This is a genomic window from Candidatus Xianfuyuplasma coldseepsis (genome assembly GCF_014023125.1).
Lineage (GTDB): Bacteria > Bacillota_I > Bacilli_A > Izemoplasmatales > Izemoplasmataceae > Xianfuyuplasma > Xianfuyuplasma coldseepsis.
In genome coordinates, this window is sequence record NZ_CP048914.1 from 1,700,551 (window position 1) to 1,715,507 (window position 14,957).

Annotated in this window: 18 protein-coding genes; 17 read left to right on the plus strand and 1 reads right to left on the minus strand. The window is 37.6% G+C overall.

The annotated features are described in order from the left end of the window. Positions 1-6 precede the first annotated feature (6 nt). The 5 genes from G4Z02_RS08320 to G4Z02_RS08340 all read left to right on the plus strand — a co-directional run bounded on the left by G4Z02_RS08320 (position 7) and on the right by G4Z02_RS08340 (position 3,965). Positions 7-909, plus strand: coding sequence for a glycosyl hydrolase family 17 protein (locus G4Z02_RS08320; RefSeq protein ID WP_258877554.1), 903 nt, complete (start codon positions 7-9; stop codon positions 907-909). 152 nt (positions 910-1,061) lie between these two features. Further along, positions 1,062-1,364 (plus strand): hypothetical protein, encoded by a 303-nt coding sequence (locus tag G4Z02_RS08325; protein WP_258877555.1) that lies wholly within the window; start codon positions 1,062-1,064, stop codon positions 1,362-1,364. Positions 1,365-1,372: 8 nt separating this feature from the next. After that, positions 1,373-2,653, plus strand: a complete 1,281-nt coding sequence (locus tag G4Z02_RS08330; RefSeq protein WP_258877556.1) for a serine hydrolase domain-containing protein — start codon at positions 1,373-1,375, stop codon at positions 2,651-2,653. Between the two features lie 102 nt (positions 2,654-2,755). After that, positions 2,756-3,313 carry a hypothetical protein gene (locus G4Z02_RS08335; RefSeq protein ID WP_258877557.1) on the plus strand — a complete coding sequence of 186 codons (558 nt, stop codon included), beginning with the start codon at positions 2,756-2,758 and terminating at the stop codon, positions 3,311-3,313. A gap of 85 nt (positions 3,314-3,398) precedes the next feature. Beyond that, on the plus strand, positions 3,399-3,965 hold the full coding sequence (locus tag G4Z02_RS08340; RefSeq protein ID WP_258877558.1) for a uridine kinase family protein: 567 nt from the start codon (positions 3,399-3,401) through the stop codon (positions 3,963-3,965). Between the two features lie 24 nt (positions 3,966-3,989). Here G4Z02_RS08340 and G4Z02_RS08345 read toward each other — a convergent pair whose 3' ends face one another. Continuing rightward, a complete protein-coding gene (locus G4Z02_RS08345; RefSeq protein WP_258877559.1) occupies positions 3,990-4,274 on the minus strand; it encodes a hypothetical protein in 285 nt (94 codons plus the stop codon). 216 nt (positions 4,275-4,490) lie between these two features. On the opposite strand from G4Z02_RS08345, the gene G4Z02_RS08350 reads away from it, so the two are divergent. From G4Z02_RS08350 to G4Z02_RS08405, 12 genes are all read left to right on the plus strand, one after another. After that, a complete protein-coding gene (locus G4Z02_RS08350; RefSeq protein WP_258877560.1) occupies positions 4,491-5,084 on the plus strand; it encodes a hypothetical protein in 594 nt (197 codons plus the stop codon). Positions 5,085-5,192: 108 nt separating this feature from the next. Next, a complete protein-coding gene (locus G4Z02_RS08355) occupies positions 5,193-5,699 on the plus strand; it encodes a YcxB family protein (RefSeq protein WP_258877561.1) in 507 nt (168 codons plus the stop codon). A gap of 97 nt (positions 5,700-5,796) precedes the next feature. Then, positions 5,797-6,171, plus strand: coding sequence for a response regulator (locus G4Z02_RS08360; protein ID WP_258877562.1), 375 nt, complete (start codon positions 5,797-5,799; stop codon positions 6,169-6,171). Positions 6,172-6,197: 26 nt separating this feature from the next. Further along, the gene (locus G4Z02_RS08365) at positions 6,198-6,674 is read left to right on the plus strand and encodes an NUDIX hydrolase (RefSeq protein ID WP_258877563.1); all 477 of its coding nucleotides are present in this window, start codon (positions 6,198-6,200) and stop codon (positions 6,672-6,674) included. Between the two features lie 10 nt (positions 6,675-6,684). Beyond that, positions 6,685-8,472, plus strand: a complete 1,788-nt coding sequence (locus tag G4Z02_RS08370; RefSeq protein WP_258877564.1) for a DUF2779 domain-containing protein — start codon at positions 6,685-6,687, stop codon at positions 8,470-8,472. Between the two features lie 69 nt (positions 8,473-8,541). Further along, entirely contained in the window at positions 8,542-9,828 is a 1,287-nt protein-coding gene (tig, locus tag G4Z02_RS08375) for a trigger factor (RefSeq protein WP_258877565.1), read from the plus strand. A 192-nt stretch (positions 9,829-10,020) separates the two neighbouring features. After that, complete coding sequence (locus G4Z02_RS08380; RefSeq protein ID WP_258877566.1) at positions 10,021-11,445, plus strand: PTS sugar transporter subunit IIC; 1,425 nt, start codon at positions 10,021-10,023, stop codon at positions 11,443-11,445. Positions 11,446-11,529: 84 nt separating this feature from the next. After that, complete coding sequence (locus G4Z02_RS08385) at positions 11,530-12,336, plus strand: Cof-type HAD-IIB family hydrolase (protein WP_258877567.1); 807 nt, start codon at positions 11,530-11,532, stop codon at positions 12,334-12,336. Positions 12,337-12,417: 81 nt separating this feature from the next. Beyond that, positions 12,418-12,858: a PTS sugar transporter subunit IIA gene (locus G4Z02_RS08390; RefSeq protein ID WP_258877568.1), complete on the plus strand. Its 441-nt coding sequence runs from the start codon at positions 12,418-12,420 to the stop codon at positions 12,856-12,858. 9 nt (positions 12,859-12,867) lie between these two features. Continuing rightward, positions 12,868-13,929, plus strand: a complete 1,062-nt coding sequence (gene ulaG, locus G4Z02_RS08395; RefSeq protein WP_258877569.1) for an L-ascorbate 6-phosphate lactonase — start codon at positions 12,868-12,870, stop codon at positions 13,927-13,929. A 14-nt stretch (positions 13,930-13,943) separates the two neighbouring features. Further along, entirely contained in the window at positions 13,944-14,228 is a 285-nt protein-coding gene (locus G4Z02_RS08400; protein WP_258877570.1) for a PTS sugar transporter subunit IIB, read from the plus strand. Between the two features lie 71 nt (positions 14,229-14,299). Then, positions 14,300-14,956, plus strand: coding sequence for a 3-keto-L-gulonate-6-phosphate decarboxylase UlaD (locus G4Z02_RS08405; RefSeq protein WP_258877571.1), 657 nt, complete (start codon positions 14,300-14,302; stop codon positions 14,954-14,956). Position 14,957: the final 1 nt, after the last annotated feature.

Consider the following 14,957-nt stretch of genomic DNA (forward strand, 5'->3'; position numbering starts at 1 on the left):
ATTTGAATGAAGACATTCAAGTACGATCGAGCGATTAACTATTCCGGGTATCGCGAGAATCAGTCGCCACTAACAGAAGCGTATCCAAGTAAAGACGAAATTCTTGAGGATTTACGAATCTTAGAGAATGACTATTTTTATTTACGGTTATATGATTGTTCACCACATGCATATCGCGTATTAGAGGTGATTAGAGAGAATAATTTAAATTTCAACATTATGATGGGATTGTTTTTACGAGCCGAAGTGAATCATGTGGATCATCCGTTCTTTTGGACATATCCCGATGAAGTATTACAACAACACCGATTACAGAATACCACATTGGTACAGGAAATCATTTCCTTAACCAATCAATATGAAGACCTCATTTCTGCGGTATCGATTGGTAACGAAACAAGAAGTATGTGGAATAATAATCGTATTTCTGAACAGCGATTGGTTGAAGTTGCGAAGGAGATTAAGGCAAAAACGAATACACCCGTAACCTTTTGTGAGGAGTACCAACACTGGGTGGAGGGACTTGAGGAGTTGGCGGATACTGTCGACTTTATCAGTCTTCACACGTATCCTGTTTGGCAAGGAGAACCAATTGAAAATGCCCTCAATACCGCCATTAAAAACTACAACGAAGTTCAGTCCAAATATCCAGATAAGTACTGTATTATCACCGAAACCGGATGGCCGACAAAAAGTCATGGTAGTCGGATTAAGATTGAAGATGCGACTATCACAAATCAGGAGCAATACAATCAAGAAATCACAGCTTGGGGACAACAAAATGATGTCTTGATCTATTTATTTGAAGCGTTTGATGAACCATGGAAGGGACGCCAACATCCTGATGAACCGGAGAAACATTGGGGGATTTATAATGTTCATCGAGAGAAAAAAGTACAAAATAAGTAGGATACGCTATATTTCAGATATTCAATGGAGGCGGAAACCATGATGAAGAAGCACATCATGATTAGTATAACAACAGGGTTGTATTATATAAATATCATAAATATCAAGACCATAATTGGTCTTTTTGTTATAATAAAGAAGAGGTGAATAACATGACAGAAGAAATGAGTCGATTATTTGGTAGCTTGATTACGATAGAAGTTCGTGATATCCGTGGAGCGTATGATTATCTTGGTAATGAACTGAACAAGATGGAACAGCAGGGTGAGTTATCCTTTGATTTGACATCAAATGCGTTAAAAAACATCAACATAGAATACAAATTGTTAAAAAAATACTATAAAGGTAAGATCATATTAAATCCTGAAGACTGTTATAAGAAATTTCCTGAAAATACGGAAGAGCATTTTTTCTTGAAGTGTCTCGTCACACTGATGAACTATAATCAACAGTGAGTTTCGAAGTGGCACGTAATAGAATGGATTTACACGAGTTAGAGACCTTTGTTGCAACAATGGTTGCATCATGGAAGATTCCTGGACTGGCACTTGGAATCGGAAGTATTGACAAAAATCTAATTGAAATCTATCATGGTAAACTGGATGATGACCCCCATCATCTAGTCAATCACGATTCTGTTTTCTGTGTAGCATCCATCGGTAAATTTGTCGTGGCGTTGGCAGTCTTGCAGCTTCATGAACAAGGTGTTATCGACATTGATGCTCCGATTGTTTCTTATCTACCTGAATTACATTTACCAGATAAGAAAGAACACGAAATAACCGTTACAATGCTGCTAAATCATCGATCAGGTTTACCAGATTTCACACTGAAAGAATATGTTGAACTTTTGCACGAACCGAAAATGGATTGGAAAACTTATGTTAACTTACATCCGGTTACCATATCTAGTCCTGGAGTACAATTTAAATATAGTAATTTAGGATACGATATCCTCGGTATGATAATTCAAGAAGTAACACATATGCCGTTTACAACGTACATGAAGACAGTACTGGAACAACTATCTATGCATCACAGTTATTTTTCAAAGCCGACAGATAAGAATCATCTAGCAATGCCGTATGTACGTATTCCCGCACTAACTATCAGCAAAACGTATCCATATAATGCCTTTGATGCACCATCCAGTTTTATGCATACCACCATCCGTGACATGTTAAATTTGTATCGAAATATTGATAAAATCATATCGAAATCCACGTTTCAACAAATGACAACAAGTCATTCGAATCGCTCGTATCCACCGTTTTATGAAGCTACCGGGTTGGGCATTAACATCGGTCACTTTGAACAAGAAGTAGTCTTCAGCCATGGTGGAATGGGATTTGGATTTTCCGGATTTTATATGATGTTTCCAACTCGTGATATTTCTGCTGTCGTGCTTCTTAATGAAGAGTCCTTTGCCCATCATCACTTGGCGCATGCGATGGCGCATGTGATCACCAATACACCTTTGCAACAACCGCGTGTTTCCTGGATTATCAAGATTGCAGATATATTTCATCAATCGGGTTTACAACAAGCAATTCAATATGCGCGTATGATGGTTGCTGATCCACAATCAACCTATGAAATTGATCCATATGATTTAATGAATCTCATCTATCAGATGATCGTAGCCGAAGAACAAACGACTGCAAAAGCATTTTTAGATTTATATCTTGATTTGTATCCTGATGATGAAGAAGCATTGGATATAAAAAGTGTGTTTAACTTTTAAGATGGATATCATATTTAACATTCCAGAAATAAAAAGACCAAAAGTGGTCTTTTTTTGTTATAATAGGGTACATGCTTACATGATAACAGGAGTGGATTATCGATGAATCGAAACATATTTGCGTATTTATTATTACTGGGTTTATTCAGTTATATCTTACATGAGGCTACAGAACTACCGTACATCATGGCATTTATCGTGATTGCACCACTAGCTATCGGTATTAGCTTTATCACGATTCCCCCGATTTACTTCTTGTTAAAAGGGTACATCATTGATCAAAACTATGAAGCGGGAAATGTATCGATTGTGGTTGCATTGGTTGAAATCGGGATTATATTGCCCCTGTTTCAATATATCAAAAATGGTGATTTAACCCTCATTCCAGCATATATTGATTGGATTGTCATTGGCGTTTCCTTATTAATTGATGTCATTGCCTTTTTTCTCGATTATTATAAACGATGGGTATATGTTATAGTTGGAGCGCATATCATTGCCATCTTCTATATCTTTTTCTATTTTACCAAAGTCGATTTCTTCTTTATCCAAGTCGCACTATACTATTTATTAGTTCATACCATATTCAGTATTAGTTATTTAGTCTTACGTCATATTTTAAAAGAACGTTTTCCATATGTCAGCAAGTGGAAAATCTAGAAAAGGCCCATGTGGCCTTTTTATTTTTATCGTTGATTCCATGAGTATGCTATAATGAAGAAAACCTATCGAAAGAAGGTGGATTATGGATTTTATCGAGAAACTACAACAGTTACCACCCAGTTCAATCATTTTTATCAGTGGATATGGCGGATCGGGGAAGACCACATTAGCTGAGACGATTGCACACCATATCGAATGCACGATTGTCTCAAGTGATGATTTCTACCGGAATATTAAAGATTATGTTAACTGGGATTGTTATGATTTTAAACGGCTAATTAAAGATGTAATCATTCCATACAAACAGAAGATACCGTCACGATATACAGCGTATAACTGGGACAATCCTTCGCTGTCTTTGTATAAACAATTGGATATACGCAAATATCTGATTATCGAAGGTGTTGGTCTGTTGCGGGATGAATTAGATCCCTATGTTGATTACACCATATGGATTGACTGTGATTTAGATCGTGCCATTGCTGCTGGAAAACAACGTGATCGTAACCAATACAACGTCAATCATGACGCACTGTGGGATGGTATTTGGAGATTGAATGAAGTAACTTATTATAGAACATACGAGCCATTAACTCGGGCAGACTATATCTATCCTTCCGTTCACAATAATAAAAACCGCAACCGGTAGAGGTTGCGGTTTTAACGTAATAATTTACATGACGCTATTGACGACATCGGGGAAGAAGGTACTGACAACAACAAATGCCAAGATTATGAAGAATATTGCCGCGATAAGTTTCTTACCAGCCACAAACTCCATTCCGGCTAATCCAGCAAGTGCATAGACAAGATATTGTTGTACAAGATTGAAATAACCTAAAATATCTTCCATACCATCAAATTCAAAACCAATTAATGCTTGAAGGTTTTTGAATGCATATAATAAAATAATTAAGAATCCTAAAATTGAACCTAACACACTATAAAACTTCTTCATGACTTCCTCCTTGGGTTAATATACTTTTATTATAAGGAAGGATGAACTTCTTTTCAATCCTTTTTAATATTTGATGTAATCGTTTGGAACAAAAGGGTTATTCAACATATCTTTTCATTTATTACTGGATGAGGTATAATATCGTTAGGGATGTTGCATGTCGTTTTTATATGCACTTTTAACAAGAATAACGATCGGTACAACAAGGAGAATGAAATGAGCGATATTATATTTGATTTATTGGAAATTTTACTAGAGGTTGTTGTTGAGGTTGCTTCGAATAAGAAACAGGCAACCTCTCATCATGGAGCGATTAAAAATAGTGCACAACGGAATGCAGCATTTGGGACCCAAATAGTTCCAAAGACAGATGCAGTAATGATTGATAATAATCAATACCAAGAATCCAAAACGAACTATAATACCGATTTCTTACCGTCAAATAAGCCCGTACGAGATGTATATACAGATATCCTTCACAAGGCGGAATTGCAGATTATGACGTTGATTTACATGTTGCAACAAGACGATGGAAAAATTACGTTTGATGAAGCTCGGATATTAAAAAAGCACATTCGTACACATAAAATAAAGTTGTTAAAAAGCGATATTAAACGATTTCAGAACTATGCGAACAAAGACATCACCATTGAGACAATCATTACCTTTATTCATGACCAATCGATCCCAGTGGAATCGATTAAAGACCTGTTGGTGTTGTTAAAAGACGTGAATAATGTAACCAAACGACATAGTCGTATTATCGAGTTCGTTCAAGGGCAAATATACATGGAAGTGGATTTTCTGTAATAAACCAAAAAGACGTTTATCGTCTTTTTTATTGTTTGACGTACAAATGCATTGAAAACGATTCATTTTGTGATACAATACACTTGATTATAGAAAGGAGTCATATGTATGGAATATCATTTTAACCAACACGTGACACGTGAAGATTACATCGCTTTTTTAATGAATCACTTACGAATGAACATCTTTAAACCAACCAACTTAATCTTCTTTACGATTGGGATTGGGTATCTAGCAGTCGCTCCATTCATCACTGGAACACAAGATTTCACCTTTACATTTATTGGACTTGGATTGGTACTTGTTATGATTTTATCGATTTTGTTTGCGCGCTATAATGCGGGAAAACGATATGATAAAAACCCGGGAAATTTCGATATGTCGTACACCGTTGATGACAATGGATTTTCGTATAATGTATCGGGCCAAAAAATTGAAACACCATGGATGAATTTTTACAGTGCGTCTGAAACAGAGGACTATTTATATGTATTTGTCTCAAAAGATAGCGGTAGTGTGATTGTCAAACGCGACGTCCCAAATGATGCGATTGAGTTCATTAAAACAAAACTACAAGAACACGTGAATGCCAAGAAAATCAACTTTCTCAAATAAAAACTACTCCGACGAGTAGTTTTTTTTGTAATCCTTTTCAATTATTTCTCCATATGATACAATATGTATGAAGAAATAAACTTGTGGAGGACAGCCTATGGCAACGATTTTATGTATGGATAACTCCGATACAATTCGCAAAGTAGTACAGGACTGTGTCGAAGATTTACACCATCAATTTGTCGGTGTTGAGAATGGAAAACAAGGCATGGAGATTGCCCCAACTTTATCGGATTTAAAGTTGATTGTTTTGGACTGGAACATGCCGGTTCAAAGCGGCCGGGAAACCTTACTTCAAATCCGTGAGACTAAGGCAACCAAAGATGTTATGGTACTTACGCTGATTAAGATTGAAAACAAAGATCAAGTAATGGATGTCATTGAACTTGGATCCACAAATTACATGTTAAAACCGTTTCGGGTAAACGACCTCCAAGATAAAATTGAAGAAATGATGACAAATGCAGTGTAATACTGCATTTTTGATAGGGTGATGATATGAAAATTGAAGTATTTGATGGAAATTTAGAATCACAGGATATTGTCAATAACACCATGCGTATCGGCTGTCGAGCTGTGGTATTACACGACAGTAAAATACTAACTGTGTATGATGAGAAGTGGGATATCACTTCCTTACCAGGTGGTGGATTAGAACCTGGGGAAACGATCACAGAATGTGTCATCCGTGAAGTAAAGGAAGAAACTGGAGTAATCGTAACGAATCCAGTGGAAATGGTCCGAGTTATTGAACACTTTGATGGCAATAGCTACACGTCGATATATTTTAAATGTGATTATGTTAACTCGACAAATATAACTTCCCTTACTGCACTAGAGAAAGAAGTAAACTTGCTAACAAGATGGGTGACAATAGAAAATTTGATGACTGAACTTAGTACCAATCGAACACTTCATGAACATGGAGGAAATATCCACGATCGTGAATTTTTAGGATTGATTAACAGTATATAAGGAGATGCCTATGAACCGAATGAACATAACCAAAAGTGCTTTTATGGAATATATTCGATGCAATCGATATCCTGCGCTCAATCATATTTACAAGCGTAAAGATTTTGATGATGCGTTATTAGATCGTTATTATGATATTATCGACGGACTCGGTTCGAGTGCTATCGATATCGATGATGATGTGCTATCTCCGGATTTGGAACATCTTGAGGTAATGATGCCATACTTTACTAAAATCGAGGTTCTAGCAGCCCGGAAGATCATGAGTGAATGGCAGGGTCAAACACGATACGGTACCGAATATGGTGAGCAAAAATTGTTTCTGCGCGACCATAATGGATTTAACTTGATGTGTTATGTCGATATCTACAACAAACAAGACCATCATGTCAATATTGTCGAAGTTAAAGGAACCACATCGAATAAATATATGAGTATGGCCTATACCGAAGATCGGATTCAATACCCGATTTTCGAACTCTATGAAGATGGAATCTTACATTTACGTGAAGAACGTAATCCAGAGTTGTGTGCCAATGAGAAATACAATCGGAAACGACAACGATTATTAGAACGATTTTCCGATGAGGGTGTTTATGTCTATGACTTGGCATTCCAACGTTTTGTGATTGAAGCGGATTTGTCCAATGCAAAATACTATTTAGGCGTGTTAAACCATGAATATGTCTTTGATGGAACGTATTTTGAAGGTGAACCCGTGTATACCAATGATAGTATACGCTTTATAGATGTCAGTATCCTTACCAAAGAACTGCAACCAAAAATTGAACGAGACATTGATGTGATTATTGAACGGATTAAAAACGATAACGAAGATCGAGTTCGTCTCGGGAAACATTGTCAATTAAAAAAACAACGAGAATGTGTATTCAAGGACCTATGTTACGATCAATTTCCCAAAACCAATAACATCCTCCAATACATCGATAAACATCACGGTTTCAAAGATGAAGCCGGGAATAAATACGATGTCTTTGAGTTGATTGAAGAGGGCTTCCGGACAATGGAAGACATACCTCATGAATGGTTATCCCGCCGTAACAATCAAATTCAACGCGATTGTGCGATTACCCATAAACCATTTGTTGATCGCGATAAAATTCGCGATGGTATCGCAGAAATTGAATACCCCATCTATCATTTGGACTTTGAAAGTTTCCCCTGTCCCTTACCACGATTCCGTGGGGAAAAACCCTATATGCAAAGCCTGTTTCAATTTAGTCTTCACATTGAAACAACACCAGGATCATGTGATAAAATTGCCGATCATTACGAGTATTTAAGCCGTAATCATGAGGATAATCGCGAGGAGTTGGTCCGTTTACTGTGTGAATCTATTGGCGATACTGGAAGTGTAATGGTATACAATCAAGCCTTCGAAAAAACACGGATCAAAGAGTTGGCGGAGTTGTTCCCTGCCTACAGTGAGAAACTTCTGGCGATCAATGAACGCTTATTTGACTTAATGCATATCATTAAAACCAACAGTAAACTATACGAAGGCTTAGGGTATGATGCCGATCGTGCAAAGACAGTAAATTACTATCACGAGGATCTTGTCGGAAGCTATTCCATCAAAAAAGTATTACCCATATTCAGCGATTTAACGTATCAAGGAATGACGGTTGGAAACGGGATGGAAGCGGTCTATGCATACGCCAGCTACCCCAAATTCGATGCGGATGATTTACGGAATATGCAAGCGGCATTAATCCAGTATTGTCAACAGGATACCTGGGCTATGGTTGAAATCCTGAATCAACTGCGAAAGATATAACGAATTGGTTTACATTTATAGTGATTATGTTATAATAAATTGATTATCAGAATATTAGGAGGAACAATCATGGCAAAAGTTGATAAAATCTCAGGAAGTAAAGTCCGGATTGAGATTGAAGTATCAGCCCATCATTTCGAACATGGACTCGATCATGCCTTTGACGCAATGAAAGAGGATGTCGAAATCAAAGGATTCCGTAAAGGAAAAGTACCACGGAGTGTATTCGAACAAAAATTCGGTGTCGAATCACTCTATGAAGAAGCAATTAATCATGTCTTACAAGAAACGTATATCAATGCTGTAACCGAACACGGTATTGAAGTCGTTGCCCAACCGAAAATTGATTTGGACATCACCAAAGTGAAACGTGGTGAACCATTCACATATGTCGCTGAAGTTGCCGTTAAACCAGAAGTAACATTAGGCGAATACAAAGGGTTAAAATTCGCGAAACAAAGCGAAGAAGTCAGTGAAGATGACATCGCTAAAGAAATTGCTAAATTATTGGAACAAAACGCAGAATTAGTACTGAAAGAAGAAGGAAACTTAGAAAATGGCGACACGGCAATCTTTGATTTTGAAGGATTTGTTGATGGTGAAGCATTTGACGGTGGAAAAGCCGAAAATTACGAACTAAAAATTGGCAGTGGCCAATTCATTCCTGGATTTGAAAATCAAATGGTCGGTATGGCTATCGGTGAAGAAAAAGATATCAACGTCACCTTCCCTGAAAACTATCAAGCCGAGAACTTAAAAGGGAAAGACGCTATTTTTAAAGTCAAACTTCATGAAATGAAAGTACGTGAACTACCGGAACTTGATGACGACTTTGTCAAAGAACTAGACAAAGAAGGTATTGAAACCGTAGATGATCTCAAAGCGGACACCAAGAAAACTTTGGAAGAAGCATTGGTTACCAAAAACAAAAACGAACGTGTCGATTTTGCTGTTACCGAAGCGACCAATAATGCAACCTTTGAACTACCCGAAGAAATGGTTGAAGATGAAAAAAATCGCCTGATGGATAATGTTGCCCAACAAGCAAAACAATACAACTTGGATTTGGAAACGTATCTGCAGTTTAGCGGCGTATCCAAAGAAGATTTTGAAAAGAACTTACGGAAAGATGCGAAACGCTCTCTATCCTACAACTTAGTTGTTGAGGCAATTAGTAAGGAAGAGAACATTCAAGCAACCGACGAAGAACGCGAAGCAAAATACCAAGAAATCGCCGATCAATACAACATGGGTATCGAACAAGTGAAAGCCGCACTAAACGACAGTGCAGTCGATAGTGAAGTTGTCTACCGGAAAACCATTGATTTCTTAGTTGACAGTTTAATCATTGAATAACACCACATCAGTGGTGTTTTTTATTTGAACTTCAAACTATTTAGAATTTTTTTATTTATAATTAATTTCAATTAAAGTGAACATTTGTTCATTTAGCCAATTAATATTTACAAAATTTTACACCTATCGCATAATAGGACATAAGTAAAGCGTTTCCAAAACGCAAATAAACTATATGGAGGAAATTTTTAAATGGATTGGTTTCTAGATTTTTTCTTAGGATTTATTAACAAGTTCCTAGGACAAGCACCACTGTTATTAGGTACCGTTGTATTTATTGGGTACATGTTACTCGGAAAAAAATGGTACACATCACTTGGTGGATTTATTAAAACCTATGTTGGTTTTAAAATCTTACAAGTAGGGACCGGAGGTCTAGTTGGAACATTCCGTCCAATCATTGAAGCATTAACAGCAAAATTTGGTATTACTGCGCTTGTTATTGATCCGTATTATGGACAAACATCTGCAACGGAAATGCTCGATACTGTTAGTTCGCTCCAATATGTTGGGTATGTTATGATTATCGCGTTTATCTTGAACATCTTTTACGTAGGATTCCGTAAATACACGAAAATCAGAACATTATTCATCACTGGACACATTATGTACCAACAATCAGCCGTATTACTATGGGCATTGTACTGGGTATTAGAAGGAGCTATGGGGGTAGCTGTAACATGGCCAGTAGTAATCGTATCTGGATTATTGATCGGTACGTATTGGGCTGTCGCTTCGAACTTGATTATTGAAGCAACCAATGAAGTAACCGATGGGGCAGGATTTACCATCGGACACCAACAAATGTTTGGTTCTTGGATTGCGTATAAAATCGCTGGTAAAATTGGGGACAAAGAAAAAGGTGTCGACCACATGGAATTCCCAGGTTGGTTATCCATCTTAAATGATAACATTGTTGCCAATGTACTAATCATGACAATCTTCGTCGGTACGATCATGTTCATTGTCGGTCCATCGAACTTTGCCTATGATGATACAAAATATTTCTTTGTAACGTACGTATTTGAAAAAACCGCATACTTCGCTGTATACATTGCGATTATCCAAATGGGTGTTCGGATGTTCGTTAGCGAATTAACCGAATCATTCCAAGGAATCAGTAACAAATTGTTACCAGGTTCTGTACCTGCAGTAGACTGTGCTGTAACCTTTGGTTTCGCACCAAATGCTGTTATGTTTGGATTCATCTTTGGTTTCTTTGGACAAATGTTAGCGATCGGATTATTAATCTTATTGAACAGTCCAATCTTAATCATCGCTGGATTTATCGCACTATTCTTTGATAATGGTACATTAGCCATCTTTGCTGCTAAAGCTGGTGGGCGTCGTGCCGCTGCAATCATTCCATTCTTCTCGGGAATCATCCAAGTTCTTGGATCTGCAGCTGTATTAACGGTACTTGTTGATTCACCACTAATCGTTGGTTGGATGGGTATGTTTGACTGGGCTACCTTATGGTCTGGTACGACATTATTAACAAGCGTTGCTGGAATTATCGTTCCAATCTTGTTAATCCCATTAATGTTAGTCATCCCACAACTACAATATCGTCGACACAAAGATACGTATTTCACAACAATGCGTGAAGAGTTATAAACACTTTCTTTCAGTGAATTTAGTAAATCCCAAGATGACAATGTCTTGGGATTTGCTATATAATGGATATTGAGGTGATATATCATGACGAAAATGGTCGTAGCGGATATGGATGGAACACTTCTTCGAAGTGACTTATCTGTATCGGATAAAAATAAACAAGCAATTGAATATTTACGGAATAAAGGTATCCATTTCACCGTTGCAACAGGTCGACCCGATCAACTTGTGAAAGAGTATATCGAACTACTGAGTTTAAATGAACCACTGATTATGTACAATGGGAGCGTTGTTGGACATCCGTTTCAAGAAAAACGACTGTATGAGCAGTCTCTTGCGAAAGAAGACGTTCGTCGAATTGTTGAGTACTGTGAACAAGAGAACATTATCTGGATGTGTTATACAAAAGATAAAATCATTAGCAAGCCTAATTTTCGTGTAGATTTCTTTTTAGAACGAAATCAGAAACTACCAGAAAATGGGCGAAGTATTTTTGAAGACATTCGTGATATCGATACCATTGTTAACGATTATCATGTACAAAAAATATTGCTAATTGAGCACAATCAAGATGTTTACAAAAAAACAAAAACGCTATTGGAACAATATGATCAATTTACCATTGCAACATCCCAAAGCGGATTCCTTGATATTAATCCAATTGGAGTTACCAAAGGAGAAGCGTTAAAAAAACTTGCGGAGCATTACCATATAGCTTTGGAAGATGTTGTTGTTTTCGGAGACCAAGAAAACGATATTAGCATGCTACAAATCGCTGGAACAAGCATTGCGATGGGGAATGCAACCGCACATGCGAAAGATGTAGCTGATTATGTCACATCAACCAATAATGAAGATGGGTTCGCTCAATGGGTGTTTGCCAATTTATAGTGAACAAATGTTCAATAATAAATTAATAATTAACAAATGTGCATGATTATAATACAATACAATTAAGAAGGAGTGACGACTATGATTGATGGATTTGTCTTAACCAAAGAATTGATTACCTTTGCGAATGGATTTGATTCCTGGGAAGAAGCGATTACTGTTTCTAGCAAAGGATTACTCGAACAAGGATACATTGAACCATCATATGTGGATGCGATGATTGAATCGGTTCATACGTATGGACCATATATCGTCATTGCACCAAACATTGCAATGCCACATGCCCGTCCAGAAGCGGGGAGTAACAAGGTTGGATTCAGCGTGATGGTGACCCAAAAACCAGTTCAATTTTCTAATCAAAAAGAACATGAGGCACGCTTATTTGTGACCTTAAGTTGTGTCAGTTCGGATACGCATTTAAAAATGATTCAGGCACTCGTAACGATTTTAGGGGATGATGATAAGGTTGAAACAATATTGAATGCGACCACTGCAGAAGACTTGCTTGCAGTGTTTAAATAGGAGGAAATGATGGCTAAAATAGATACCATAACACGCGAGTCGTGGATATTAAGTACGTTCCCGGAATGGGGAACCTGGCTCAATGAAGAAATTGAGAACGAACAAGTCCCAAAAGGTAGTGTTGCCTTGTGGTGGCTTGGATGTACGGGAATGTGGTTGAAAACCGAAGGGAATACTAACATTCTCTTAGATCTATGGGTAAAAAGTGGGAAACGTACCCAAACGGTACCATTTATGAAAGATTGGCATCAACATACAAGAGCTGTTGGTGCAAAAATATTACAACCGAACTTACGGGCCGTACCAGTTGTGATTGATCCATTTGCGATTAAAGAGTTGGATGCCGTGATGTCAACACATGATCACGGTGATCACATTGATGAAAATGTTGCCGCAGCTGTTGTTCAAAACTGCCCTGGAGTACCATTTATCGGTCCAAAAGCATGTACGGATTTATGGCGTGAATGGGGTGTGCCTGAAGACCGTCTCCAAACCGTGAAACCGGGTGATGTTGTCAAAGTAAAAGACGTTGAAATCGTCGTTTTAGAATCCTTTGATCGGACCGAATTGGTAACCGCACCAAAAGGTGTTACCTTAAAAGGAAAAATAGTTCAAGACATGGATGTACTGGCAGTAAACTATTTGTTTAAAACCCCTGGTGGAAATGTGTATCATAGTGGGGATTCCCATTATTCAAACTATTATGCAAAACATGGAAATGAACATAAAATAGACGTTGCATTAGGTAGTTTTGGTGAAAACCCACGCGGGATGACCGACAAAATGACGGCTATGGGCATCTTGCGGATGGCCGAAAGTTTAAAAACTGATGTTGTGATTCCGATTCACCATGATATTTGGACCAACTTTATGGCGGATCCCAATGAAATACTTGTATTATGGAATATGCGGAAACATCGTTTACAATATGAATTCACACCATTTATTTGGGAAGTAGGAGGTAAATTCGTCTACCCACAAGACCGATTACGAATTCAATATCATCATCCACGCGGATTCAAAGATGCTTTTATGAACGACGATGATTTGCCTTTTAAATCACTATTATAAAGGAGAGAAAGTGTATGTTAAAAGTATTAGCAGCGTGTGGTAATGGTATGGGTAGTAGCCAAATCATTAAAATGCGTATCGAACAAGTACTACGGGAAATGAACTTGCAATTCAAAGTCGATCACGCCAGTGTTGGACAAGCAAAAGGTAGTGCAAAAATGTATGATTTGGTACTCGTACCTCAACAACTTACAAAAGAGTTTTCAAATGTACCGGATAGTTGCAAAGTCGTTGGGTTAATTAATCTACTAAGTGCCAAAGAAATCAAAGAAAAAGTAACTGCAGCATTGGATTTATAATGCACACAAACCAAAGCGACGAAAACACCTTGTTTTACGTCGCTTTGTCATTAACCAAGGAGGAAGAGAATATGGCGTTACCATTATTACAAGTCGCATTGGATAATACGACATTAGAGGATGCAATCAATAGTGTAAAACTTTATGGCCACATTATTGATATCGTAGAAGTAGGAACGATTTTACATGTAGCAGAAGGGATTCAAGCAACAAAAACGATGCGTGAACTATATCCCGATAAGATTGTCCTCGATGACATCAAAGGTGCCGACGCGGGTAAAACCCTTGCAGAACTATGTTTTGGAGCAGGTGCTGATATTATGACAGCAATTTGTAGTGCCGATATCAACACCATGATCGCGATGAAAAACGTAGGTTCTCAATATGGGGAATACAAAGATGTACAAGTTGAACTGTATGGGGACTGGACCTATCAAGAAGCACAACAGTGGTATGACAATGGCATTACCCAAGTTGTCTATCATCGAAGTCGTGATGCAGAATTAGCTGGCAAAACATGGGGACCAACCGATTTTGAAAAAATCGGAAAATTATGTGATATGGGCTTTAAAGTTACCATTACCGGTGGACTGAAAGCATCGGATTTGCATCTCTTTAAAGAATTTCCAATTCACGGAGTCATCGGTGGCAGAAGCATCCGTAATGCGGACGATCCAGCACAAGCTGCCCAAGCTTTTAAAGATGAAATAAAACGTATTTGGGGTTGAT

Excerpts from the sequence above, each read along its gene's own strand:
- G4Z02_RS08335 (WP_258877557.1), top strand. The coding sequence starts at position 2,756 with ATGAATCGAAACATATTTGCGTATTTATTATTACTGGGTTTATTCAGT.
- G4Z02_RS08350 (WP_258877560.1), top strand. The coding sequence starts at position 4,491 with ATGAGCGATATTATATTTGATTTATTGGAAATTTTACTAGAGGTTGTT.
- G4Z02_RS08365 (WP_258877563.1), top strand. The coding sequence starts at position 6,198 with ATGAAAATTGAAGTATTTGATGGAAATTTAGAATCACAGGATATTGTC.
- G4Z02_RS08400 (WP_258877570.1), top strand. The coding sequence starts at position 13,944 with ATGTTAAAAGTATTAGCAGCGTGTGGTAATGGTATGGGTAGTAGCCAA.
- G4Z02_RS08390 (WP_258877568.1), top strand. The coding sequence starts at position 12,418 with ATGATTGATGGATTTGTCTTAACCAAAGAATTGATTACCTTTGCGAAT.
- G4Z02_RS08370 (WP_258877564.1), top strand. The coding sequence starts at position 6,685 with ATGAACCGAATGAACATAACCAAAAGTGCTTTTATGGAATATATTCGA.
- G4Z02_RS08345 (WP_258877559.1), bottom strand. The coding sequence starts at position 4,274 with ATGAAGAAGTTTTATAGTGTGTTAGGTTCAATTTTAGGATTCTTAATT.
- G4Z02_RS08405 (WP_258877571.1), top strand. The coding sequence starts at position 14,300 with ATGGCGTTACCATTATTACAAGTCGCATTGGATAATACGACATTAGAG.
- G4Z02_RS08325 (WP_258877555.1), top strand. The coding sequence starts at position 1,062 with ATGACAGAAGAAATGAGTCGATTATTTGGTAGCTTGATTACGATAGAA.
- G4Z02_RS08340 (WP_258877558.1), top strand. The coding sequence starts at position 3,399 with ATGGATTTTATCGAGAAACTACAACAGTTACCACCCAGTTCAATCATT.
- tig (WP_258877565.1), top strand. The coding sequence starts at position 8,542 with ATGGCAAAAGTTGATAAAATCTCAGGAAGTAAAGTCCGGATTGAGATT.
- G4Z02_RS08320 (WP_258877554.1), top strand. The coding sequence starts at position 7 with ATGAAGACATTCAAGTACGATCGAGCGATTAACTATTCCGGGTATCGC.
- G4Z02_RS08385 (WP_258877567.1), top strand. The coding sequence starts at position 11,530 with ATGACGAAAATGGTCGTAGCGGATATGGATGGAACACTTCTTCGAAGT.
- G4Z02_RS08355 (WP_258877561.1), top strand. The coding sequence starts at position 5,193 with ATGGAATATCATTTTAACCAACACGTGACACGTGAAGATTACATCGCT.
- G4Z02_RS08380 (WP_258877566.1), top strand. The coding sequence starts at position 10,021 with ATGGATTGGTTTCTAGATTTTTTCTTAGGATTTATTAACAAGTTCCTA.
- G4Z02_RS08360 (WP_258877562.1), top strand. The coding sequence starts at position 5,797 with ATGGCAACGATTTTATGTATGGATAACTCCGATACAATTCGCAAAGTA.
- ulaG (WP_258877569.1), top strand. The coding sequence starts at position 12,868 with ATGGCTAAAATAGATACCATAACACGCGAGTCGTGGATATTAAGTACG.